A 22738-nucleotide genomic window follows, 5' to 3' on the forward strand; every position below is an offset into this window, starting at 1 on the left:
AAATGATGACAGTTTAGCGGTACTATTACTTGGAACTAACAGTTTCATTTGTACGACCTGATCAAAGGGAGCAAAATCTTTTCGTTAAGTGGTTTCTTTGGTATAATGAAAGCGTTGTATTATTTTTCTTGAAAACTTAATTTAGAGACTGGCTTAGACACTATGTGTTTATGCCTAATTAGAGAGGCAGGACTACACATAAGATGATTACGAAAGAACAGTATTTTTACCTGAGACAGCTAAGTGATTTTAAATATTTGACGATTGAGCAGTTCGATAATATTGTTAGCAAGATTCAATATCGCACGGCACTTAAAAACCATACTCTTTTTTTTGAAGGTGATCATAGAGAAAAATTATTTTTGATTCAATCAGGTTATGCTAAAATTGAGCAAACGGATGCGTCAGGGTCATTTATCTATACCGATTATGTTAGACAGGACACAATCTTTCCCTATGGTGGTTTATTTTTCGATGATGTTTATCACTTCTCTGCTGTGGCGATTACTGACGTTGGTTATTTTAGTCTTCCAATGGAAGTTTATGAGACGCATGCTCTTCAAAATATCAATCAAATGAAACATCTCTGTCGAAAATATTCTAAGTTGCTAAACGTTCATGAAATCAGATTACGTAATATGGTTACATCAAGTGCAAGGATGCGTGTCGTTCAGACCTTAGCAACGCTACTTTTAGAAGTCACGACTGAAGAAGGACGCCTTCCCTTTCCAATCACGACGATTGAAATAGCCAATATGAGCGCGACGACACGTGAAACAGTTAGTCATGTGTTAAAGGAATTGCGTCAGAAAGATATTGTTGAATTGAAATACAAAACACTTTTTTATAATGATAAACAATATTTTAAAAAATTCATTGAATAAGGATTGTATATGAATAAAAAAGAAATAAGACACCAGTTAATCCGCTCCTTACTTACGGAAACCAAAATTCATACACAACATGAATTGGGGCAATTACTTGAAAAAAATGGCATATCAGTCACGCAAGCAACCCTTTCTCGTGATGTGAAAGAGTTGAATCTTGTTAAGATAAGCGATGGTAATACTGATGATGCGGAAACTTACTATGAAATCCATAGTATTTCACAAGATAGATGGGAAAAACGGTTACGATTTTACATGGAAGATGCTTTAGTGATGCTTTTTCCAGTACAAAATCAAGTTGTTTTAAAGACTCTGCCGGGTTTGGCTCAATCTTTTGGTTCTATTTTAGATTCTATTTTACTTTCGGAGATTTTGGCAACCGTTTGTGGAGATGATACTTGTTTGATTATTTGTGAAAACAACGAAGAAGCGCAAAAATGTTTTGAAAAATTAAGTCATTACACCCCTCCCTTCTTTTTTTCAAGAAGGTAATTTATCGCAATTATTGATTAACTAAAAAGAGATTAGAACAACAGTTCTGTCTAAAATATAAAAAAACGAGCACGGTTAGGTTTCGGAGTCACAGAAAAACAAACCCTGTTCGCTTTTTTCTTCTAATATCCTTTCATGGTTGACAAAAAAATTTAGCGTGATATGATAATAAAAAAATAAAAGCATATAGGCGTAGATAAAGGAGAATTCTTCATGTCAAATTGGGAATCTAAATTTTTGAAAAAGGGCTTTACATTTGATGATGTCCTACTTATTCCAGCAGAGAGTCATGTCCTACCAAATGAGGTAAACATGCAAACCAAATTAGCTGATAATTTGACTTTGAATATTCCTATTATTACCGCAGCTATGGACACTGTCACAGATAGCAAGATGGCTATCGCTATTGCACGCGCGGGTGGCCTTGGCGTTGTTCATAAAAATATGTCTGTTCAAGAGCAAGCCGAAGAAATTCGTAAAGTTAAACGTTCTGAAAATGGCGTTATTATTGATCCTTTCTTTTTAACGCCAAATCAAAAAGTTCATGAAGCCGAAGATCTCATGCAACGCTACCGCATTAGTGGTGTTCCCATTGTAGATTCAATGGATAATCGTAAACTGGTTGGTATTATTACTAACCGCGATATGCGTTTCATCTCAGATTATGATGCCTTTATTTCAGAACATATGACCAGCGAGAATCTTATTACTGCAGAAGTAGGTACAGATTTGGGTACAGCTGAGCGTATCCTTCACGAGCATCGTATTGAAAAATTACCACTTGTCGATGAGCAAGGTCGTTTGTCAGGACTTATTACGATCAAAGATATTGAAAAAGTTATTGAATTTCCTAATGCTGCCAAAGATGAATTCGGTCGTCTTTTGGTTGCAGGTGCCGTAGGTGTTACTTCAGATACTTTTGAACGTGCAGAGGCTCTCTTTGAAGCTGGTGCTGATGCTATTGTTATTGATACGGCTCATGGTCACTCTGCAGGTGTTCTTCGTAAAATTGCTGAAATTCGCGCCCAATTCCCAAGTAAAACATTAATTGCTGGAAATATTGCGACAGCAGAAGGTGCTCGCGCTCTTTATGATGCAGGTGTTGATGTGGTCAAAGTTGGTATTGGACCAGGTTCAATCTGTACAACCCGTGTGGTTGCAGGTGTCGGTGTTCCCCAAATCACAGCTATCTATGATGCTGCTGATGTCGCGCGTGAGTACGGAAAAACGATCATTGCCGATGGAGGGATCAAGTATTCAGGTGATATCGTTAAAGCTCTCGCAGCTGGCGGTAATGCTGTTATGCTTGGTTCGATGTTTGCTGGTACAGATGAAGCACCAGGAGAAACAGAGATTTTCCAAGGTCGTAAATACAAGTCATACCGTGGTATGGGCTCAATTGCAGCAATGAAAAAAGGTTCTAGCGACCGTTACTTCCAAGGGGCTGTTAATGAAGCTAATAAACTTGTCCCAGAAGGCATTGAAGGACGTGTTGCCTATAAAGGTTCTGCGGCTGATATAGTCTTCCAGATGCTTGGTGGTATTCGTTCAGGTATGGGTTATGTTGGTGCTGCAAATCTTCAGGAACTTCGTGATAATGCTCAATTTATCGAAATGTCAGGTGCTGGCCTTAAAGAAAGTCACCCACATGATGTTCAAATTACAAACGAGGCTCCTAACTATTCAGTTCATTAATCCTACCGCAAGAGAATCTCCGGATTCTTTCAGGTTGAAGAAAAGTTTACTTAGATCTTTTCTTCAACCTTTTTTAATGTTATTTGGGAAAGGAGAATTATCAGCAAGTTTATTAAATTAATCTTTTTAAGAGATTGTCTTTATTGACAGTTAAATTTACACTCTCTTTTTCTCAGTCGTCTAAGGGCTTTGTTTGTATTTTGAAGAGAATCTCCGGATGCATTTTTATGTTGATTCTAACAAAATAAGAAATGTTTTGATATTAGAAATAAATCAAACCGTTGACAATGAGAATAAACTTTATTAAAGTATTCTAGTTATGATTTTTAAATTGTGACAACTAGTCATTATCGATTGGTGATGCTATGAACATAAATAAAATGACATTATTGAAATGAAAGGTATCTATCGTGGAAGGTATTATATATGCACTAGTTCCCATGTTCGCATGGGGATTGATCGGATTCACATCAAATAAGATTGGTGGAACAGCCAATCAACAGACATTAGGGTTAACAATTGGAGCTCTTTTATTTGCACTTGTTTCTTGGGTCATCGTTAGACCAGAAATGACATGGACACTCTGGATTGTTGGCATTATCGGAGGCCTACTCTGGTCAGCTGGACAAAATGGTCAGTTTCATGCTATGAAATATATGGGGGTTTCAGTCGCTCAACCTCTATCAAGTGGTTCACAGTTATTACTGGGAAGCTTGGTTGGAGCACTTGTTTTTCATGAATGGACTAAACCCATTCAATTTGTGCTTGGTTTGTCAGCGCTTCTCATCCTTTTGGTTGGTTTTTACTTTTCCAGTCGTCAGGATAAGACAGAGAGTATTGCAGGTGTTGCCGAGAGAGACTTTCCAAAAGGATTCAGAGCTCTCTCTTATTCAACACTTGGCTATGTTTCTTATGCTGTTTTGTTTAATAACATCATGAAATTTGATGCCCTTTCAGTGTTATTACCAATGGCGGTTGGAATGTTTCTAGGAGCTATCTTCTTTATGAAAGGTAATATTGCTTTTGAACCAGTCGTTTTGAAAAATGCTGCCGTTGGGTTACTTTGGGGAACAGGGAATATTTTTATGCTTCTGGCGGCTGCCAAAGCAGGACTTGCAATTGCTTTTAGTTTCTCTCAACTTGGAGCGGTTATTTCTATTGTTGCTGGTATTCTTTTCTTAGGAGAAAAGAAAACTAAAAAAGAGCTCCAATGGATTCTTATTGGAACCATTTTATTTGTTGTCGGGGCTGTCCTTCTAGGAATTGTTAAATCATATTAAAAAAATCAGGTTCTGTTTAGGAGCCTGATTTTATAGTACCTTGGTTAATGGTAAAAACTGTCATGTTTTCTGGAACCTGTTGTAAGTGCTCCAAACTTGTTGTTGTGATGAACGTTTGAACATTTTCCTTCAAAACAGCTTCTAGTAATTTAGCTTGACGATGATTGTCAAGTTCACTCATGACATCGTCAAGTAGAAGAATAGGATAGTCTCCAGTAGATTGCTTGATAAGTTCAATTTCAGCCATTTTTAGCGATAAAATCAAGCTTCTGTGTTGTCCTTGACTACCAAAACTGGCATTCATATCATTGATAAAAAAGGACATGTCATCTCGATGTGGACCGAGACTAGTATTTTTTTTGAAAATATCACGCCGATGTTGACTTGTCAGTTGTTGTAAATAATCTTGACGTAAGGTTGACAGATCTGTAAATCTGATAGAAGACTCATAAGCAATTTTAAGTCTTTCAGTTTCTTCTGAGATAGTTGCATGATGTTTATTAGCTTCTACTTCTAGGTCTTTAATAAACTGATGTCTATGAATCATGACACGGCTACCAAAATCGGCTAATTGTTCATCCAATACAGATAGAAAAGTGGTGTCAACTTTCTCTGCGTTTTTCAAATAGGCATTGCGTTGCTTTAAAACATGATTGTACTGACTCAGATCTGACAAGTAAATGGTTTTTATCTGTCCCAAATCAATGTCTAAAAATTTTCGTCTTAAGCTAGGTGATCCCTTAATCAGTTGTAAATCTTCAGGAGCGAACAAGACAACTGTTAAGTTTCCAATGTAGTCTGACAGGCGATTTTGTTTTAAATGATTAACTTTTGTAATGCGCCCTTTATCCGAAAGATGGATTTCTAATGGAACTTTACCATTTTGCTTATGAACGATACCTGAAAGATGAAGTTTGTCATGGTTAAAAGCAATTAATTCTTTATCGGATCGCGTACGATGACTGCGTGTCAAAGATAAAAAATAAATAGCTTCTAAGAAATTTGTCTTACCCTGAGCATTTCGGCCAATAAAGACGTTTAGATTTTTAGAAAAGTTGGCTGAGATATCTTGGTAATTTCGATAATGGTTGAGAGTAATGCTTTCAATCCACATGATTTACATCCCAGGAAAGCGTACAGGTTTTTTAGAGCGTGTTTCAGTTTGCGTCTTTGTGTTATCTTGTCTAGTTAGTTTCTGCTTGTCCTTATTCATCTTTTTTACTAAGTCAGCTATTCTTTTTTTCTCTGCTAAATCAAGTTGGTGTTGCTTAAGTTCTGTTTCATTTGGCTGGATAAGTGTGATAGCAATTCCTTCCTTAGGAAGTTCAATCTTGTCACCAAGACGTAATTTTTTGCCGCGGCGTTTCTCATCTTCGCCATTAAATAGAACAGTATTATCAGCTAAATAGCCTTTTATAGCACCTCCGCTTTGGATAATACCCGTTTCTTTTAAAAGGGCTTGTAGGGTAATGTAATCATCGAATAGTTTATAATCCATCGGTCTCTCCATATCTTATTTGAAGCCATTATACCATAAAAAATGGTATAATTTATGGAACTACTCTTTCTCAAAGGAGCTTACATGGAAATTGTCAAAGGTGTCAACCTACATCTCATAAAAAATGAATCTTTAAAAACAGTCCAAGTAAAATGTCGTTTTAGTGGTTATTTGGATAAGAAAAATGTGGCTAGGAGAGTCCTAGTTGCTCAAATGTTAGAGACTGCTAGTAAAGCTTATCCAACTAATCGTGACCTTAGAAAAAAACTGGCTAGTCTTTACGGAGCTAGTCTGTCAACTAATGTTGTCACAAAAGGGTACACGCACTGTGTTGATATTAATGCTTCTGTCATTAGCGATGCCTATAGTTTTGAGTCTCAGTCTTTGCTAGAAGAATTATTAGAAGTCTTTAAGGAAATCTTGTTTAATCCTTTGATAACAACGGAGCAGTACCAACCAGCCAGCTTTGAATTGGAAAAACAAAATATCATGGCAGCTATTGATACCGAAAAAGAGGATTTGTTTTACCTAGCTGATCAAGAACTTAAAAGACAATTTTTCGATGATTCCTGTCAAGCTTTGTCAAGTTTGACAGCCAAAGAGCTCTTGAATAAAGAAAATTCCTTTACAGCTTATCAAGAGTTCCAGCGTATGTTGCAACATGATCAAATTGACATTTTTATAGTTGGCGATTTTGATGATTATAATGTGATTAAAGCCCTATATCAATTTCCATTCAAAGAGCGCCAGTTAGATTTATCTCTAATCTATAAGCAAGACTATACCAACGTTATTTCGGAGCATCTGGAAACAAAAGATAGTAAACAGAGTGTTTTAACCATTGGTTATCATATGCCTTTCACTTATGGGGATAAAGGGCTAGCTTCCGTTGCCGTTTATAATGCATTATTAGGTGAGTTACCCACTTCTAAATTATTTGTTAATGTGAGAGAGAAGAAGGGATTAGCTTACGCCATCGGCAGTCATTATGATTCATTTTCGCAATTGTTTACTATCTATGCGGGTATTCAGAAGGTTAACAAGTCTTTAGCTTTAAGACTTATTTTAAAACAGACGAAAGAATTACGGTTAGGCAAGTTTACAAATGCTGAAATCAAGCAGGCAAAAGTTGTTTTAAAAAATCAACTATTAGCTGCACAAGATTATCCGAAGCAGGCCATTGAGTTAGCTTATCATGGTCATTATTTCAATAGGGATAATTCGATTGACAGTTTATTGACAGAGATTGACAATGTTAGTAAAGAATCCATTGTTGATGTTGCTAAACAATTGAAACTACAAGCCGTGTATACTCTAGAAGGGAGTGCTTAGGATTGCAGAAAGAGAGTCATGAATATCCTGATTTAAAAGTGTTTGTCCATGAAGCGAAACTTGATTGTGGATTAAAGTTAGTTTTGATACCCCGTCCTAATTTCAACGAAAAGCAAGTTATGATTTCAACCAATTTTGGTTCTACTGGCAGTTCCATTAAAACAACTAATGGTCAAGTTGATTATCCCTTTGGTGTGGCCCATTTTTTAGAGCATAAAATTTTTGAGATGGGTGACGGTAAGGATGCTTTGGAGGATTTTACGACACTTGGCGCAGAGGCTAATGCCTTTACAACCTATCAGCAAACAGTCTATTATTTTTCAACTGTCAACGATATTGATAAGGGAATCAAAAAACTCATTACTTTAGTTAGAGAATGGCATATGACGCAGGAGAGTGTTGACGAAGAACGCCCTATTATCCAGAATGAACTATTGATGTATGAAGATGATAGTGACTATCAAATGAACAAGGCACTGTTAGCTAATCTCTATCCCAATACCCCCTTGAGTGAGGATATTGCGGGAAACAGCCAGACAGTTGAACAGATTAGTTTAGCTAATTTGACATCAGCACATGATTATTTTTATCAATTAGACCAGTTAACCATGGTTGTCGTAGGTGATTTTGATGTTGACGAAATCGTCAACGAGATTGACAACCTTGTCAATTTAGATGTCACCAAAAAAGAAGTCACGATATTGCCTCTTGAAATAAGTCCTATTATCAAATCAAGTCGTTTTTCTATGGATGTTACACAACCTAAATTAGGATTGGGTTTTAGAGTCGTAGATGACCTAGCGGGGGTGTCTTTGAGTTACTACAAGTTAGGATTGAGACTGTTTCTGGCTATGTTGTTTGGATGGACGTCTGAAGCTTATCAGAATTGGTATGATGATGGCTTAATTGACTATTCTTTTGACTTTCATCTTGAAGTGACTTCACAATTCAAATTTGTAACCATTACTTTTGATACAGATCAACCGATTGCTATGACTGGAAAAGTCAAGAAACTGTTTAAAACATTTGCTAATCATACTGATTTTTCAGAAGAACACTTGACACTGTTAAAAAAAGAAATGTACGGCGATTTTATTAATTCCCTGGATTCGATTGATCAATTGGCAAGTCAGGTGAGTCTATCCTTGGCGGATGGCGCAGATTATCTCGATACTGGAGAGCTCATTCGTCAGATTTCTTTATCAGATGTGCAAATGATAGCTGAGCACTTTGTATCGCATATGGAAGTGACCACAGTCACTATTTTTCCAAAATAAGTCATGGGAAAATACTAGATTTTTTGATATACTAAAGATTAACTAGACGGATTAGAAATGAGGGGATGTCAAATGATAAGAAAATCAGTTGGAATGCAGTTAAGAGATGGTCGCGAATCAAAGCATTATAGCCTTGATGATCTTGAATCTCTAACTGGTATTAAATCCTCTTATCTCCTATCCATGGAGATGGATCAATTTTCACTGTTACCAAGTAAATCTTATGAGATTTCCTATATCAAAAAGTATGCTGAAGTGGTAGATTTAGATCATGAGAGTCTTCTTCGTGATTACCATATTGCAGTGGCTGAAAAACAAGAGCGAGCGGCGTCTCGTCAAGAAGAAATAATTGAAGATAAGGATTCTGAGTCCTACAGTCGAGCTCAAGCTGGACAGCATGGTACTAGTCATCGCCAGACAGCAAAAACGGATAAAAAGAACCTACTTTTTCTAATGCTCTCTCTTTTAGTTCTAGTGGTTTTGTTGGCTGGCTTATTCTTTGTTTTTTGGGGCCGACGTTCGAAAAATTCCAACCTTGAAACGACTAGGTCTTCTCAGATAAGTTCAGCAAGTTCCCCAAGTAGTAGCAGTGAATCTTCAACAAGTTCTTCAAGTGAGTCACCGATCCTAGCTGTGACGCCATCGGTTGATGGTGTTAATCTAGCTGCTCATCTATCTCAGGCAAGCAAACCTGTTGATCTCGTCTTTTCATTAACTGAAGGGGCTGCTGATCGTTGGTTCTCTGTATCGAACTCAAACTATGAGTCAGGGGCAACGCTCACTCAAGAAACTCCTACAATTCGTGTAGCATTGTCTGAAGATACAAGTGAAACACTGATAACGCTTGGAAATACTTCTGGTATTAAGGTCACTGTGAATGGGCAGGAACTTGATTTATCATCTTTATTAGCTGACACAACTGGCTATATTACATTAACGATTGAGTAAGGTATAATGACAAAAAAAGAAAATATCCCTAATTTATTAACGGTAATTCGCATTTTTATGATCCCCCTCTTTTTGCTATTAACGTCAGTTTCTAGTAGCCATTTTGGTCATATTGTTGCTGCTATCATCTTTGCAGTGGCAAGTTTTACAGACTATCTAGATGGTTATTTGGCTCGTAAATGGCAGGTTGTGACGAACTTTGGTAAATTCGCTGATCCTTTGGCTGATAAGATGCTTGTTATGAGTGCTTTTATCATGCTTGTTGGTTTGAAAATGGCACCAGCTTGGGTTACAGCAGTGATTATCTGTCGTGAATTGGCTGTCACAGGACTTCGGTTGCTCTTGGTTGAAACTGGCGGTGAAGTGTTAGCAGCGGCTATGCCAGGTAAGATTAAGACAGTGACACAGATGTTAGCGGTTATCCTGTTGCTTTGTCACATGCATGTCCTAGGAACAGTGATGCTTTATGTAGCCTTGTTCTTCACTATTTATTCAGGATATGATTACTTCAAAGGTGCTAGTTTCTTATTTAAAGACACCTTCAAATAATGAGCAGATTTATGATTGAGGTTTCAAATTTATTTTTTAAATATCAGGAAGAACAGGAAGCATATACTTTAAAAGATGTATCGTTTCACGTGAAACCTGGAGAATGGTTATCTATTGTTGGGCATAACGGTTCAGGAAAGTCGACAACAGCTCGATTGCTTGACGGTCTTTTATTGGCAGAGTCCGGTCATATTAAGATTAATGGCAGAGAATTGACTGAAGAAAATATCTGGGACATTCGTCAAGATATTGGCATGGTTTTTCAAAATCCTGATAATCAATTTGTCGGTGCCACCGTTGAGGATGATGTTGCCTTTGGTCTCGAGAACAAGGGAGTTAGCCATTCGGAAATGACTGATAGGGTTTCAGAAGCTTTGACTTTAGTTGGAATGACGCCATTTAAAACACGCGAACCGGCTAGATTATCAGGTGGTCAGAAACAACGTGTAGCTATTGCAGGTGCCCTTGCAACAAGACCTAAAATTTTAATTTTTGATGAATCAACTAGTATGTTAGATCCAGAAGGTCGTCAAGAACTACTGGGTACGGTTCAAAAGATTCGTCAGCAGTTTGACATGACTATCATTTCAATTACTCATGATTTGGATGAAGTGGCGCTTAGTGATCGTGTGATTGTTATGAGAGCGGGTGAGATTGAGTCTATTTCAACACCTAGAGAACTTTTTTCTAGAGGAAATGATTTGGTAGCACTCGGCTTAGATTTACCATTTACTGTTCGTCTGCAGGAATCTCTGCGGGCATTAGGATGGCAACCAAAAGAATATAGAACAGAAACAGAATTGGAAGATGACTTATGGGAATTTCTCTCAAAAATGTAAGTTATACCTATCAAGCTGGGACACCCTTTGAAGGGCGTGCCCTTTTTGGTATTGATGTGACGATTGAAAAAGGTTCTTATACAGCATTTATTGGACATACTGGCTCGGGCAAATCAACCATCATGCAGCTTTTAAATGGCTTAAATATTCCGACTGAAGGAACGGTTTATGTTGATGATTTTGAGATTGCTTCATCTGCCAAACCCAAAGACATCAAATCAATCAGACAAAAGGTTGGTCTTGTTTTTCAATTTCCTGAAAGTCAGTTGTTTGATGAGACAGTACTAAAAGATGTGGCTTTTGGACCTCAAAATTTTGGAATTTCTGCGGAAGAAGCAGAAGCACGAGCGCGTCAAACCTTGAAGCAAGTAGGTATTTCTGAAGATTTATTTCATCAAAATCCTTTTGACTTATCAGGTGGGCAGATGCGTCGAGTTGCCATTGCAGGAATTTTGGCTATGGAGCCAGAAATCCTTGTTTTAGATGAACCGACAGCAGGGCTTGATCCTAGAGGTCGAAAAGAGTTAATGACCTTATTTAAGGAATTACATGACTCAGGTATGACGATTGTTTTGGTGACACATTTAATGGATGACGTGGCTAATTATGCTAATTATGTTTACCTGTTGGAAAAAGGGCAGATTGCAGCACATGGAAAACCTGTTGATCTTTTCCAAGACGTTGCTTTTTTAGAAAAGAAACAAGTTGGAGTGCCTAAAATTACAAAGTTTGCTTATCAGTTGCAACAAAGAGGTTTAGCATTATCAGAATTACCGATCACGATAGAACAATTTAAGGAGGCGTTTAAGCGTGGATAAGTTGATATTAGGACGTTATATCCCTGGTGATTCTCTTGTCCACCGTTTAGATCCTCGTAGCAAGCTAATAGCAATGATGTTGTTTATTATTGTCGTTTTTTGGGCTAATAATGTGGTGACTAATGTGATTATGTTAGTATTTACCCTAGTTGCGATTGCTCTATCTAAAATTCCCATAAGGTTTTTCATCAACGGTGTTAGGCCGATGATTGGTATCATTTTATTTACAACCTTGTTTCAAGTTTTCTTTACGACACAAGGAAATCCTTTGTTTGCCTTTTGGATTTTTAAAATTACTGATTTTGGGCTGGCTCAGGCATTGTTAATTTTTATGAGATTTGTTTTAATCATTTTGATGTCAACGATACTTACATTGACGACAATGCCTTTGAGCTTGGCTGATGCTGTGGAGTCACTGTTAAAACCTTTGCGCATTTTAAAAGTACCAGCTCATGAAATTGGGCTAATGCTATCGCTTAGTTTACGTTTTGTTCCTACTTTGATGGATGATACGACAAGAATTATGAATGCACAGAGAGCACGTGGGGTCGACTTTGGAGAAGGTCATTTGATGCAGAAAGTTAAGACGATTATCCCTATACTAATACCTTTGTTTGCTTCCAGTTTTAAACGAGCTGATGCTTTGGCTACAGCTATGGAATCTCGTGGTTATCAAGGAGGCGAAGGTCGAACTAAATATCGTCAACTCAAGTGGCAATTGTCAGATAGTTTGACCATTCTGGCCTTCGTACTTCTTGGGATTACGCTATTTATTCTCAAAACAAATCGTTAAGCATAGAAAATCTATTGAGTCTTTAAGGCTCAATTTTTTTATGTGTTTAAAACGTTCTTGCTATCCATTTATACTCAATAAAAATCAAAATTAGCATTTGTGCTATTCTTTTAGGTGGTTCAGACATAAACCATAGATTTTTTATTACTGTCCATTTCATTCACTGAAAAAGCATCTTATTCGACTCACTTAGTCTGCTTCATTTTAGAGCAAAATTACATCGTTATAGGTAAAATAGCTATTTTTAAACTTAAATGAGTATTAATCCCTTTTCAAAGTAATCGTAATCTTTAGGGTGTATTCTAGTAAAGATCCTGTAAAGGGTTAAGCCCTCATAAGTTTACAAGTCATTTAAGTGACAAGGGAGATATGCTAAATCAGAGAGAAAAAATCAATACATCAGCTTTACTGGGATTGGAAAGTTTAAGGACACTTTCAGATTCTTAGTTTGTCAATGCAACTTCATATATTGTCGACTCAAGTGACGTTTTATCAACTATTGTTGTCAACTCATCAAAAAGGTAATAATACTTTAGTCCAAGTCAATCGTATAATGATGTCAATGGTATTAAAGTCAGATGGGTTTTGGAATGATTTCATACTAAATCGAAAAAAGGAAACTAGCGTGTCAACCATTTCTTTCTCTTTAATTCAAAAAGAGAAGGTTGCTAAGAAAGGAATTGCCTAAAAAGAGTCAAGGGATAGTTATACTGTACAGAATGACCAATACGATGATTGTTCGCAATTAACACTCTCTTATCTAAATGGTGATTGGTCATCAGGACATTACGAGAGTTGTTGATAATTAGGTTAAAGAAGTTTATGAGTCTTGGGTGGGAGCGATTGAGTTTAGGAACACTAATGGCTAGTATTAAGACTAAAAAGCTCGTTTTTGCTCAATTTTTTGCCTTTCTTTATCAATTTAAAAACTGACTGACATATTTGTCATATAACTATTACTATTAAGTAATAAAAGAAGAGTATGATAAATAAGGATTATTTTAAGAAAGAGATAGATTGTTATGACAAGAAAATCATTAAGGAAAGAAAATAGAATGAAGAAATCAGGTTTATTATTTATGTTGTCTATCTTAGCTTGTGGAGCTATTTTAGTGGCAACAGGTATGTTTAGCTCAAACAGTTATTTTTCGAAAGCTGAGTCTGAAGAGGTAAAAGCTAGTTCAACCAATCAGTCTAAGGACCCAAGCTCGTCTTCTACTGACGTCAAGGACTCGTCGTCACAACCATCAAGCACTTCGGAAGAACCAAGTAAATCAGGTACAGAAGATAGTGCCACTCAGCCTGAGGCTTCAATGACAGAAGTTGCTGAAGTAGCGACTCCAGAGGAAACAACCGTTGCTGCCGCTGCCAGTCAAGAGCCAGTGACGACGAAAGTAGCTTACAATACTCAAGTAGCAACAGGCGTTCCAGCTCAAACCCAAACGACACAGCAACACGTTGCCCCGTCTGGACGTGTCTTATCAAATGGCAATACTGCCGGTAGAGATGGAGCTTATGCAGCAGCCCAAATGGCAGCAGCGACAGGTGTTGACCAAGCCACTTGGGAACACATCATTGCTCGTGAATCAAATGGTCAAGTTGGTGCTCGCAATGCATCAGGTGCTTCTGGTCTCTTCCAAACTATGCCAGGATGGGGTTCAACAGCAACTGTACAAGATCAAATCAATTCTGCGATTAACGCTTACAATGCTCAAGGTTTATCAGCTTGGGGTTATTAATAAAAAATAAGGTTGACAATTCTGTCAACCTATTTTTTATATTCAATTTTTCTAGTAAAAGGGTTTGTAATAATAATGTCTTCTATCTTGCCATTGTTGAATATTAAAGTTGCAACGAACGGCATTAATTTTTTAATGTCTTGGAAGTTATCAAAACCAAACTGGTTATCATAATAGTTGATGATTGTTGAGATGGCTGTACCATGGGATGAAATGAGCAGAGACTTTTGTTTTTTATTAAGAATTTTCTGGAGTTCTTGGATTGTTCTATCTTGCACTTGTTGTAGACTTTCACCATTTGCTAATTGATAACTAAAATCCTGCCATTGACGTTTTGCAAAATCATTAAAGTCATCGATCCAAACATCATCAACTTTGCGTTCTTTAAAGTTTTCTTTTATTTGAATAGGTAAATTTTTTTCGTTAGCAAGGTCATGTACGGTTTGAATGGCACGCTTAAAGGGACTGGAATAAATACTATCAATAGCAGTCGATTTAAAATAATCTAGCAAAAGTTGACAATCTTGTAAACCTTTTGTTGTTAACTCTCTTTCTTCATCATTATGATTGTTGTAGTTAGGTTCAGCATGTCGAACAAGATAAACAGTTTGCTTCATCTAGATACCTCCAAAAAGTTCTTGGGCATAACGCTTGCCAGTTGGTGTAGCAGCTAGCCCACCTTCGGCAGTTTCTTTGAAGGCTGTCGGCATGGTTTTACCGACTTGATACATAGCATCAACAACTTCATCAACAGGAATTTTTGATTCAATACCAGCTAGAGCCATATCGGCTGCTACCAGGGCGAAACTAGCTCCCATCGCATTACGCTTGACACAAGGGACTTCCACCAAACCTGCAACGGGATCACAAACTAGTCCCAAAAGATTTTTTATGACAAAGGCGACGGCCTGACTGGCTTGGTAAGCACTACCGCCAGCAGCCATTGTGATAGCCGCAGCTCCCATGGCCGCAGCTGATCCGACCTCTGCTTGACAACCACCTTCTGCTCCGGATATTGAAGCATTATTAGCGATGACTAGTCCAAAGGCACCTGCTGTAAAAAGGAAGTCAAGCTGCTCCTCTCGAGTTAGTTTTAATTTTTCAATAGCTGTTGAAATGATTGCTGGAATACAACCGGCGCTACCAGCCGTCGGAGTGGCGCAGACTAGTCCCATTTTGGCATTTTGTTCATTGACCGCAATAGCATTTCGGGCAGCGGTCAGGATAGTAGATTCAGATAAGGTATTGCCAGCTTGAATGTAGTGGTGCAGTTTCAGAGCATCACCGCCTGTCAATCCACTGACCGACTTGTCATCATTCAGACCATCTTTTACAGAAGCTAGCATAACGTCTAAATTACGGGCCATGATGAAGCGAATTTCATCTGCCTGACGACCTGTCAAGCTAGTTTCGGTGGCAACCATTAAATCAGCTACTGACCCTTTGTAGTTTTCTTCTGCCTGTTGGACTAATTCTTCAATCGAGTAGAACATGTATGGCCTCCTTACCCAAAGTAATTGACATTATAGAGATGCGGAATGTTTTCAATAGCCTTGACAGCTTCTTGACAGTCTCTTGAGTCTACTTCAATGATCATAATGGCTTTTTGGCCTGCATTCTCACGTGTAACATTCATTTGAGCAATGTTGATATTGTAATCTGATAAGATATCTGTTACTCTCGCAATCATGCCAGGGATATCTTGATGGACGACAATAATCGTTGGTGTGTTCATCTGCAAGGTTACCGCAAAACCATTTAATTCAGTGACTTCAATATTACCCCCGCCAATTGAAATACCAGTTAGGCTCATACTACTGCCGTCAGCATCTTTAACTTCGATTTTAACGGTATTTGGATGTGGCGCATCGCCTTCTTTCAAGATTTCCCAGTAGATACGAATGCCTTTTTCATGAGCTATTTCCAGAGAATTCTTGATATCAGGATTGTCCGTGTCCATTCCCATTATTCCAGCAACAAGGGCACGGTCTGTGCCATGGCCCCGATAAGTTTTGGCAAATGAATTGTAGAGGTGAAAAGTGACTTCCGTAGGTTCCTTTCCAAAAATGGAGTGAATGAGTCGTCCAATTCGTACAGCACCTGCGGTATGACTACTCGACGGTCCAATCATAACAGGGCCAATAATATCAAAAACAGATTGAAATTTTAAGGGTTTCATGCCATTCTCCTAAGATTAAACGTTGTGTCTATTATAACAAATAAAGCGCTTTAAAAATAGAGGATTTTCAGTCAGTTGTCAGGTTTTGGAAATCTATCAAAATCGTGTTATAATGTACTCTGCCTTTGGGCTTCAAAATCGACCTTCAAATCGACTTTTGAAAACGACGACCTTCAAATCGTGCGTTAAAAAACGAAAAGATGGGAGACTTATCATATGATTGATAATTCAAAGACTCGTGTTGTTGTCGGCATGAGTGGAGGAGTTGACTCCTCAGTAACAGCTCTTATGCTTAAAGAGCAAGGTTATGACGTTGTTGGTGTCTTCATGAAAAACTGGGATGATACTGACGAATTCGGCGTCTGTACAGCGACAGAAGACTACAAGGATGTCGCAGCAGTAGCTGATCAGATTGGGATACCTTATTACTCAGTTAATTTTGAAAAAGAGTATTGGGATCGTGTTTTTGAGTATTTCTTGGCGGAATACCGTGCAGGACGTACCCCTAATCCAGACGTCATGTGTAATAAAGAGATTAAATTCAAGGCTTTCTTAGATTATGCCATGAGCCTTGGGGCTGATTATGTCGCAACTGGGCATTATGCACAGGTTTCGCGTGACGAAGATGGGACTGTCCACATGCTTCGTGGGGCGGATAATGGCAAGGATCAAACCTATTTCCTAAGTCAATTATCACAAGAACAGTTGCAAAAAACCATGTTTCCACTTGGTCATTTGCAAAAGTCTGAAGTACGTGATATTGCTGAGCGAGCAGGACTTGCAACAGCTAAGAAAAAAGACTCAACGGGGATTTGTTTTATTGGTGAGAAGAATTTCAAAGAATTTCTCGGGCAATACCTCCCAGCTCAAAAAGGTCGCATGATGACTGTTGACGGTCGTGACATGGGAGAGCACGCTGGTTTGATGTATTATACCATCGGTCAACGTGGCGGTCTTGGTATCGGTGGTCAACAAGGTGGCGACAATGAGCCCTGGTTTGTTGTTGGTAAAGACCTGTCACATAATATCCTCTACGTTGGACAAGGCTTTTACCATGAGTCACTCATGTCAACCTCACTTGACGCGTCAAGCATCCACTTTACACGTGAGATGTCAGAAGAATTCACCTTAGAATGCACAGCTAAGTTCCGTTACCGCCAACCAGACAGTAAAGTAACTGTCAAGGTTAAGGGTGACAAGGCAGAAGTAATTTTTGCGGAGCCACAGCGTGCTATCACTCCAGGACAAGCTGTTGTTTTCTATGACGGTGATGAGTGTCTTGGTGGTGGCATTATTGATCAAGCCTACAAAGATGGTGTGGCTTGTCAGTATATCTAAGGTAGTATGGGAAAAGTTTTCTTATTCCTTGAATCCTTAGGAGTTATTTGATAAACTAAATTCAGTAATATCATGAAAGTCAAAGCTCATGGTCTTGCAGGTCTTTTTGGCTTGCAATGATACGGGTTTTGGCTATTTTTGTGCCTAAACTGGAGGAAAGGGATGGATTTTCGTACTAAGCTTGGTCAAAGTAGTTTTGGAGTTCGCGCGACTGCTTTAATCATTAAGGATAATCATATCTTTCTAGGGAAGCATGAGGATGGATTTCATACCATTGGTGGTGCTATTGAAATTGGCGAAACAAGTTCACAAGCAGCTCTTCGGGAAATGCAGGAAGAAATTGGTATTGCGGGTGAGATAGTGGATTTGGCTTTTGTGGTGGAAAATCAGTTTACTGTTAATGATGTGAAATTTCATAATATTGAATTTCATTACATGATCCAACCACTCGAAGAACCGCCGACAGAGATGATTGAAGGTAAAGAAAGTTACCCTTGCGTATGGCTTCCTTTGGACAAGGTAGATGATTTTGACATCAAGCCTGCTTTCCTCAAAAAAGCTTTAAAAAACTGGAATGGACAGTTAAGGCATTTTATCAATAAAGATGGAGAAGATTAAAGTGGAACATCATTTTGTAGAAGAATTTGACGTTATCGTTGTTGGTGCCGGTCATGCGGGAGTGGAAGCTGCCTTGGCAGCAAGCCGTATGGGTTGCAAAACCTTACTTGCTACGATTAACTTAGAAATGTTGGCTTTTATGCCATGTAACCCCTCTATTGGAGGATCGGCTAAAGGGATTGTTGTACGTGAAATTGACGCCCTTGGCGGCGAGATGGGTAAAAACATCGACAAGACCTATATCCAGATGAAAATGCTCAACACGGGTAAAGGTCCCGCGGTGCGTGCTCTTCGTGCTCAAGCTGATAAGCACCTTTATGCTGTGGAAATGAAAAAAACAGTTGAGCAGCAAGAAAACCTGACTCTTCGCCAAAGCATGATCGATGATATCTTGGTTGAAGATGGCAAGGTTATTGGTGTTTTAACAGCGACTGGTCAAAAATATGGTGCGCGTGCGGTTATCATTACAACTGGTACAGCTTTACGTGGTGAAATCATTTTAGGTGAGCTTAAGTATTCGTCTGGTCCAAACAATAGCTTAGCTTCTATTACACTGGCTGATAATCTTGTTAAACACGGCCTGGAAATTGATCGTTTTAAAACAGGGACACCGCCGCGTGTCAAGGGGTCAACAATTAATTATTCCGTGACAGAGGTGCAACCTGGCGACATCAAACCAAATCATTTTTCATTCATGTCTAAGGATGAAGATTATATTACAGATCAGGTTGACTGTTGGTTGACATATACCAATGAAACAAGTCATGACTTAATCAAAGAAAACCTTCACCGTGCACCAATGTTTTCAGGTGTTGTAAAAGGAGTTGGACCACGCTATTGTCCATCAATTGAAGACAAGATTGTGCGTTTTGCTGATAAAGAACGTCACCAACTTTTCCTTGAACCAGAAGGGCGTCAGACAGATGAAGTTTACGTTCAAGGACTGTCAACTTCCTTGCCAGAAGATGTGCAACGTGATTTGATTCATTCAGTAAAAGGTTTGGAAAATGCTGAAATGATGCGTACAGGTTATGCTATTGAATACGACATTGTATTACCACATCAACTGCGTGCTACGCTAGAGACTAAGGTTATTTCGGGTCTCTTTACAGCCGGACAGACTAATGGCACGTCTGGTTATGAGGAAGCTGCAGGACAAGGTATTATTGCAGGCATCAATGCTGCTCTTAAAGTCCAAGGCAAGCCGGAATTTATTTTAAAACGCTCGGACGCTTACATCGGTGTCATGATTGACGACCTTGTTACAAAAGGGACCCTAGAGCCTTATCGTTTGTTGACCTCACGTGCTGAATACCGGCTCATTCTTCGTCATGACAATGCTGATATGCGGTTGACACCACTTGGTCGACAAGTTGGTTTAGTTGACGATGAGCGTTGGAATATCTTTGAAATCAAAAAAAATCAATTTGACAATGAGTTGACAAGGCTTGACACGGTTAAGTTGAAACCTGTCAAGCAAACCAATGAGCGCATTCAGGAATTAGGCTTCAAACCATTGACAGATGCTATGACAGCTAAGGCTTTTATGCGTCGTCCAGAAATTGACTACAAGCTAGCAACTGAGTTTGTTGGCCCAGCTACAGAAGAGCTGGATAGTAAAGTCATTGAACTATTGGAAACAGAAATCAAATATGAAGGCTACATTAACAAGGCCCTTGACCAAGTTGACAAGATGAAACGTATGGAAGAAAAACGTATTCCTGCTAATATTGACTGGGATGCCATTGATTCTATTGCGACAGAAGCTCGTCAGAAATTCAAGAAAATCAATCCAGAAACTATTGGTCAAGCTAGCCGTATTTCAGGTGTCAACCCAGCCGATATTTCCATTTTGATGGTTTACTTAGAAGGGAATAATAAAGCCCGTAGAAACCTTCAATAAGTAATCAAACTGTAATCTTGGATAGGTACAAAGAGTCCTGATATTCAGGGCTTTTTGTGGTATAATATGACCCTAAGAGGTTATTAAATGAAAAGATTTCGTTTTGAAACCATTCATCTTGTGATGATTGGCATGATTGTATTTGGTTTATTGGCCATCAGTGTACGTCTAACGCAGTCAGAAACCAGCTTATTGATTGCTATTTTTTTAGCATGTTCATCATTGACAGCCTTGCTCTATTTTCAGAAAAAAAGTTATCAGCTATCTGAAGATGAACAAATTGAACTGTTAAATGACCAAACTGAGGTAAGTTTGAAGGCTTTACTTGATAAGATGCCAGTTGGGGTCATTAAATTTAATCCAGAGGCCAGTGAAATTGATTGGTATAATCCTTATGCTCAGTTAATTTTTAGTGACCAAGAGACGGGACAATTTGATACACAAGTAGTTCTTGATTTACTGGAAGCCCATAAGCAGGGTGCACTCACTCGTAGCATTACGATTGGTGAAGCCAGGTATAATTCCTATATGGACTTGGAGTCTGGTGTCTTTTACTTCTTCGATGCTAGCCAAGAAATTGAAAGCAGTCAAAAGACAATCAAAAAACGTCCTGTTATTGGAATTATGTCTGTTGATAATTATGATGACTTCACCGATAATATGGCTGATGCCGACATTTCAAGTATCAATAGCTTTATCGCTAATTTCATTGCCAATTTTGCTGAAGAACATGCGATTTTTTATCGTCGTGTAGCTATGGACCGTTTTTATTTCTTTACGGATTATGGTACCCTTGAAACTTTAATGAATGATAAGTTTGATATTCTAGATCGTTTCCGCCAAGAAGCTCAAGAATATGAATTATCATTGACCCTAAGTATGGGGATTGCTTACGGTAGAGGGCATCACGATCAAATTGGGATTATTGCCCAAGAAAATCTTAATATAGCCCTAGTTCGTGGTGGTGATCAAGTTGTTCTCAAGGAAAACGAGGAACATGCAGACTTGATGTATTTTGGTGGAGGAACTGTTTCGACCGTGAAACGTTCACGCACTAGAACTCGTGCGATGATGTCAGCCATTTCGGATAAAATCAAATCAGTTGATAAGGTATTTGTTGTTGGCCACCGCCGTTTAGATATGGATGCTTTGGGATCTTCTGTCGGGATGCAATTTTTTGCGAGTCAGTTGGTTTCAGAATCTTATGTTGTCTATGATCCTAGTGATATGGGAATGGATATTGAAAGAGCTATCGAGCGTCTTAAACAAGATGAAACAGTAAATCTTGTAACGATCTCGGAAGCCTTACAGATGGTTGATTACAGGTCTTTATTGATTATGGTTGACCATTCTAAAACAAGTCTGACGCTTTCAAAAGACCTGTTTGATGAATGTCGAGAGACGATTGTCGTCGACCATCACCGACGCGATGATGACTTTCCTGACAATGCCGTGTTAAGTTTTATCGAAAGTGGTGCCAGTTCTGCAGCAGAATTGGTGACAGAATTGATTACTTTCCAAAATGCTAAAACAAGTAAACTAAACAAGCTTCAAGCTAGTCTCTTGATGGCTGGTATTATGCTTGATACCAAGAATTTCTCAACTCGAGTTACTAGCCGTACTTTTGATGTGGCTAGCTATCTTAGAACCTTGGGGAGTGATAGTGTCGAGATTCAATCTATCGCAGCAACCGATTTCGAAGAATATCGTCAGGTTAATGAGTTAATTTTAAAAGCAAAACCTTATAAAAAACGTCTCATGATCGCTAGCGGTCCAGAAGATGTCCCTTACAATAATGTTATTGCGAGTAAGGCGGCTGACAGTCTGTTAATGATGGCAGATGTTGAGGCAAGTTTTGTGATTTCTAAGAATCCCAAAGGTCAAACAACTATTTCCGCAAGGAGTCGTAATGATGTCAATGTTCAGCGTATTATGGAACAGCTGGGTGGCGGAGGTCATTTCAACCTTGCTGCGTGTCAATGTGATGATATTGCTGTTATTGATTTAGAAGCGCAATTACTAGATATTATTGATCAAGAAGTAGAAGAGGAGTAGATAATGAAAGTTATTTTTTTACAAGATGTTAAAGGAAAAGGTAAAAAAGGCGAAGTTAAAGAAGTACCAACAGGATACGCTCAAAACTTCTTATTAAAGAAAAAATTGGCTAAGGAAGCAACCAATCAAGCTATTGGTGAACTTAAAGGGAAACAAAAGTCTGAAGAAAAACACCAAGCTGAGATTTTAGCAGAAGCAAAAGCAACCAAAGTTGAGCTTGAAAAAGAAGCAACGCGAGTGCAATTTACGGAAAAAGTTGGGCCAGACGGTCGTACTTTTGGCTCTATTACTGCTAAAAAAATTGCTGAAGAATTGCAAAAGCAATTTGGCATTAAAGTGGATAAACGTCATATTGAATTAGACCACCCTATTCGGGCGATTGGTTTGATTGAAGTACCTGTTAAACTACACAAAGAAGTAACTGCTGACATCAAGTTAGCCGTTAAAGAAGCTTAATTGATTTATAAAGAGTTACATAACATCGACAAGGAGGTGAGA

Annotated in this window: 22 protein-coding genes; 17 read left to right on the forward strand and 5 right to left on the reverse strand. The window is 38.5% G+C overall.

All coding sequences use genetic code 11. The annotated features are described in order from the left end of the window. Nucleotides 1-203 precede the first annotated feature (203 nt). The 4 genes from ABP870_RS04555 to ABP870_RS04570 all read left to right on the forward strand — a co-directional run bounded on the left by ABP870_RS04555 (nt 204) and on the right by ABP870_RS04570 (nt 4354). A complete protein-coding gene (locus ABP870_RS04555; protein WP_350014293.1) occupies nt 204-884 on the forward strand; it encodes a Crp/Fnr family transcriptional regulator in 681 nt (226 codons plus the stop codon). 9 nt (nt 885-893) lie between these two features. Next, the gene (locus ABP870_RS04560; RefSeq protein WP_350014294.1) at nt 894-1379 is read left to right on the forward strand and encodes an arginine repressor; all 486 of its coding nucleotides are present in this window, start codon (nt 894-896) and stop codon (nt 1377-1379) included. Nucleotides 1380-1592: 213 nt separating this feature from the next. Then, a complete protein-coding gene (gene guaB, locus ABP870_RS04565) occupies nt 1593-3074 on the forward strand; it encodes an IMP dehydrogenase (protein ID WP_350014295.1) in 1482 nt (493 codons plus the stop codon). A 410-nt stretch (nt 3075-3484) separates the two neighbouring features. Continuing rightward, nucleotides 3485-4354, forward strand: coding sequence for a GRP family sugar transporter (locus tag ABP870_RS04570; RefSeq protein WP_350014296.1), 870 nt, complete (start codon nt 3485-3487; stop codon nt 4352-4354). A 16-nt stretch (nt 4355-4370) separates the two neighbouring features. On the opposite strand, the gene recF is transcribed toward ABP870_RS04570, so the two are convergent. Further along, a complete protein-coding gene (gene recF / locus ABP870_RS04575; RefSeq protein ID WP_350014297.1) occupies nt 4371-5468 on the reverse strand; it encodes a DNA replication/repair protein RecF in 1098 nt (365 codons plus the stop codon). Nucleotides 5469-5471: 3 nt separating this feature from the next. Further along, nucleotides 5472-5852 carry a S4 domain-containing protein YaaA gene (gene yaaA / locus ABP870_RS04580; RefSeq protein WP_350014298.1) on the reverse strand — a complete coding sequence of 127 codons (381 nt, stop codon included), beginning with the start codon at nt 5850-5852 and terminating at the stop codon, nt 5472-5474. Between the two features lie 84 nt (nt 5853-5936). On the opposite strand from yaaA, the gene yfmF reads away from it, so the two are divergent. The 8 genes from yfmF to ABP870_RS04620 all read left to right on the forward strand — a co-directional run bounded on the left by yfmF (nt 5937) and on the right by ABP870_RS04620 (nt 14147). Continuing rightward, complete coding sequence (gene yfmF, locus ABP870_RS04585; protein ID WP_350014299.1) at nt 5937-7184, forward strand: EF-P 5-aminopentanol modification-associated protein YfmF; 1248 nt, start codon at nt 5937-5939, stop codon at nt 7182-7184. A 2-nt stretch (nt 7185-7186) separates the two neighbouring features. Next, nucleotides 7187-8461: an EF-P 5-aminopentanol modification-associated protein YfmH gene (gene yfmH / locus ABP870_RS04590; protein ID WP_405054639.1), complete on the forward strand. Its 1275-nt coding sequence runs from the start codon at nt 7187-7189 to the stop codon at nt 8459-8461. 72 nt (nt 8462-8533) lie between these two features. Then, nucleotides 8534-9409, forward strand: a complete 876-nt coding sequence (locus tag ABP870_RS04595; protein WP_350014301.1) for a helix-turn-helix domain-containing protein — start codon at nt 8534-8536, stop codon at nt 9407-9409. A gap of 6 nt (nt 9410-9415) precedes the next feature. After that, nucleotides 9416-9958 (forward strand): CDP-diacylglycerol--glycerol-3-phosphate 3-phosphatidyltransferase, encoded by a 543-nt coding sequence (gene pgsA, locus ABP870_RS04600; protein WP_350014302.1) that lies wholly within the window; start codon nt 9416-9418, stop codon nt 9956-9958. An 11-nt stretch (nt 9959-9969) separates the two neighbouring features. After that, nucleotides 9970-10797 (forward strand): energy-coupling factor ABC transporter ATP-binding protein, encoded by an 828-nt coding sequence (locus tag ABP870_RS04605; RefSeq protein ID WP_350014303.1) that lies wholly within the window; start codon nt 9970-9972, stop codon nt 10795-10797. Beyond that, the gene (locus ABP870_RS04610; protein ID WP_350014304.1) at nt 10773-11615 is read left to right on the forward strand and encodes an energy-coupling factor transporter ATPase; all 843 of its coding nucleotides are present in this window, start codon (nt 10773-10775) and stop codon (nt 11613-11615) included. Before ABP870_RS04605 ends, ABP870_RS04610 begins: the two co-directional genes overlap by 25 nt. Beyond that, nucleotides 11608-12408, forward strand: coding sequence for an energy-coupling factor transporter transmembrane component T family protein (locus ABP870_RS04615; RefSeq protein WP_350014305.1), 801 nt, complete (start codon nt 11608-11610; stop codon nt 12406-12408). Before ABP870_RS04610 ends, ABP870_RS04615 begins: the two co-directional genes overlap by 8 nt. 1022 nt (nt 12409-13430) lie before the next feature. Then, nucleotides 13431-14147, forward strand: coding sequence for a transglycosylase (locus ABP870_RS04620; RefSeq protein ID WP_350014306.1), 717 nt, complete (start codon nt 13431-13433; stop codon nt 14145-14147). Between the two features lie 29 nt (nt 14148-14176). On the opposite strand, the gene ABP870_RS04625 is transcribed toward ABP870_RS04620, so the two are convergent. The 3 genes from ABP870_RS04625 to sdaAB are packed head-to-tail and all read right to left on the reverse strand — an operon-like array spanning nt 14177 to nt 16326. After that, nucleotides 14177-14764, reverse strand: coding sequence for a histidine phosphatase family protein (locus ABP870_RS04625; RefSeq protein WP_350014307.1), 588 nt, complete (start codon nt 14762-14764; stop codon nt 14177-14179). Continuing rightward, entirely contained in the window at nt 14765-15640 is an 876-nt protein-coding gene (gene sdaAA / locus ABP870_RS04630; protein ID WP_350014308.1) for an L-serine ammonia-lyase, iron-sulfur-dependent, subunit alpha, read from the reverse strand. Nucleotides 15641-15651: 11 nt separating this feature from the next. Beyond that, the gene (sdaAB, locus tag ABP870_RS04635; RefSeq protein ID WP_062710956.1) at nt 15652-16326 is read right to left on the reverse strand and encodes an L-serine ammonia-lyase, iron-sulfur-dependent subunit beta; all 675 of its coding nucleotides are present in this window, start codon (nt 16324-16326) and stop codon (nt 15652-15654) included. Between the two features lie 216 nt (nt 16327-16542). Between sdaAB and mnmA the strand changes: the two genes are divergently transcribed. The 5 genes from mnmA (at nt 16543) to rplI (ending at nt 22696) form a co-directional block, all read left to right on the forward strand. Next, nucleotides 16543-17664: a tRNA 2-thiouridine(34) synthase MnmA gene (mnmA, locus tag ABP870_RS04640; RefSeq protein ID WP_350014309.1), complete on the forward strand. Its 1122-nt coding sequence runs from the start codon at nt 16543-16545 to the stop codon at nt 17662-17664. A gap of 162 nt (nt 17665-17826) precedes the next feature. Then, nucleotides 17827-18282, forward strand: a complete 456-nt coding sequence (locus ABP870_RS04645) for an NUDIX hydrolase (protein WP_350014310.1) — start codon at nt 17827-17829, stop codon at nt 18280-18282. 1 nt (nt 18283) lies between these two features. Next, complete coding sequence (mnmG, locus tag ABP870_RS04650) at nt 18284-20185, forward strand: tRNA uridine-5-carboxymethylaminomethyl(34) synthesis enzyme MnmG (protein ID WP_350014311.1); 1902 nt, start codon at nt 18284-18286, stop codon at nt 20183-20185. A gap of 87 nt (nt 20186-20272) precedes the next feature. Next, nucleotides 20273-22240 (forward strand): DHH family phosphoesterase, encoded by a 1968-nt coding sequence (locus ABP870_RS04655; RefSeq protein WP_350014312.1) that lies wholly within the window; start codon nt 20273-20275, stop codon nt 22238-22240. 3 nt (nt 22241-22243) lie between these two features. Next, nucleotides 22244-22696, forward strand: coding sequence for a 50S ribosomal protein L9 (gene rplI / locus ABP870_RS04660; RefSeq protein WP_350014313.1), 453 nt, complete (start codon nt 22244-22246; stop codon nt 22694-22696). Nucleotides 22697-22738 lie beyond the last annotated feature (42 nt).

The organism is Streptococcus jiangjianxini (genome assembly GCF_040225085.1).
GTDB classification, from domain to species: Bacteria; Bacillota; Bacilli; order Lactobacillales; family Streptococcaceae; genus Streptococcus; species Streptococcus jiangjianxini.

Coding starts and splice junctions, on each gene's coding strand:
- ABP870_RS04555 (WP_350014293.1), top strand. CDS start 204: ATGATTACGAAAGAACAGTATTTTTACCTGAGACAGCTAAGTGATTTT.
- ABP870_RS04560 (WP_350014294.1), top strand. CDS start 894: ATGAATAAAAAAGAAATAAGACACCAGTTAATCCGCTCCTTACTTACG.
- guaB (WP_350014295.1), top strand. CDS start 1,593: ATGTCAAATTGGGAATCTAAATTTTTGAAAAAGGGCTTTACATTTGAT.
- recF (WP_350014297.1), bottom strand. CDS start 5,468: ATGTGGATTGAAAGCATTACTCTCAACCATTATCGAAATTACCAAGAT.
- yaaA (WP_350014298.1), bottom strand. CDS start 5,852: ATGGATTATAAACTATTCGATGATTACATTACCCTACAAGCCCTTTTA.
- yfmF (WP_350014299.1), top strand. CDS start 5,937: ATGGAAATTGTCAAAGGTGTCAACCTACATCTCATAAAAAATGAATCT.
- ABP870_RS04595 (WP_350014301.1), top strand. CDS start 8,534: ATGATAAGAAAATCAGTTGGAATGCAGTTAAGAGATGGTCGCGAATCA.
- pgsA (WP_350014302.1), top strand. CDS start 9,416: ATGACAAAAAAAGAAAATATCCCTAATTTATTAACGGTAATTCGCATT.
- ABP870_RS04605 (WP_350014303.1), top strand. CDS start 9,970: ATGATTGAGGTTTCAAATTTATTTTTTAAATATCAGGAAGAACAGGAA.
- ABP870_RS04610 (WP_350014304.1), top strand. CDS start 10,773: ATGGGAATTTCTCTCAAAAATGTAAGTTATACCTATCAAGCTGGGACA.
- ABP870_RS04620 (WP_350014306.1), top strand. CDS start 13,431: ATGACAAGAAAATCATTAAGGAAAGAAAATAGAATGAAGAAATCAGGT.
- ABP870_RS04625 (WP_350014307.1), bottom strand. CDS start 14,764: ATGAAGCAAACTGTTTATCTTGTTCGACATGCTGAACCTAACTACAAC.
- sdaAA (WP_350014308.1), bottom strand. CDS start 15,640: ATGTTCTACTCGATTGAAGAATTAGTCCAACAGGCAGAAGAAAACTAC.
- sdaAB (WP_062710956.1), bottom strand. CDS start 16,326: ATGAAACCCTTAAAATTTCAATCTGTTTTTGATATTATTGGCCCTGTT.
- mnmA (WP_350014309.1), top strand. CDS start 16,543: ATGATTGATAATTCAAAGACTCGTGTTGTTGTCGGCATGAGTGGAGGA.
- ABP870_RS04645 (WP_350014310.1), top strand. CDS start 17,827: ATGGATTTTCGTACTAAGCTTGGTCAAAGTAGTTTTGGAGTTCGCGCG.
- ABP870_RS04655 (WP_350014312.1), top strand. CDS start 20,273: ATGAAAAGATTTCGTTTTGAAACCATTCATCTTGTGATGATTGGCATG.
- rplI (WP_350014313.1), top strand. CDS start 22,244: ATGAAAGTTATTTTTTTACAAGATGTTAAAGGAAAAGGTAAAAAAGGC.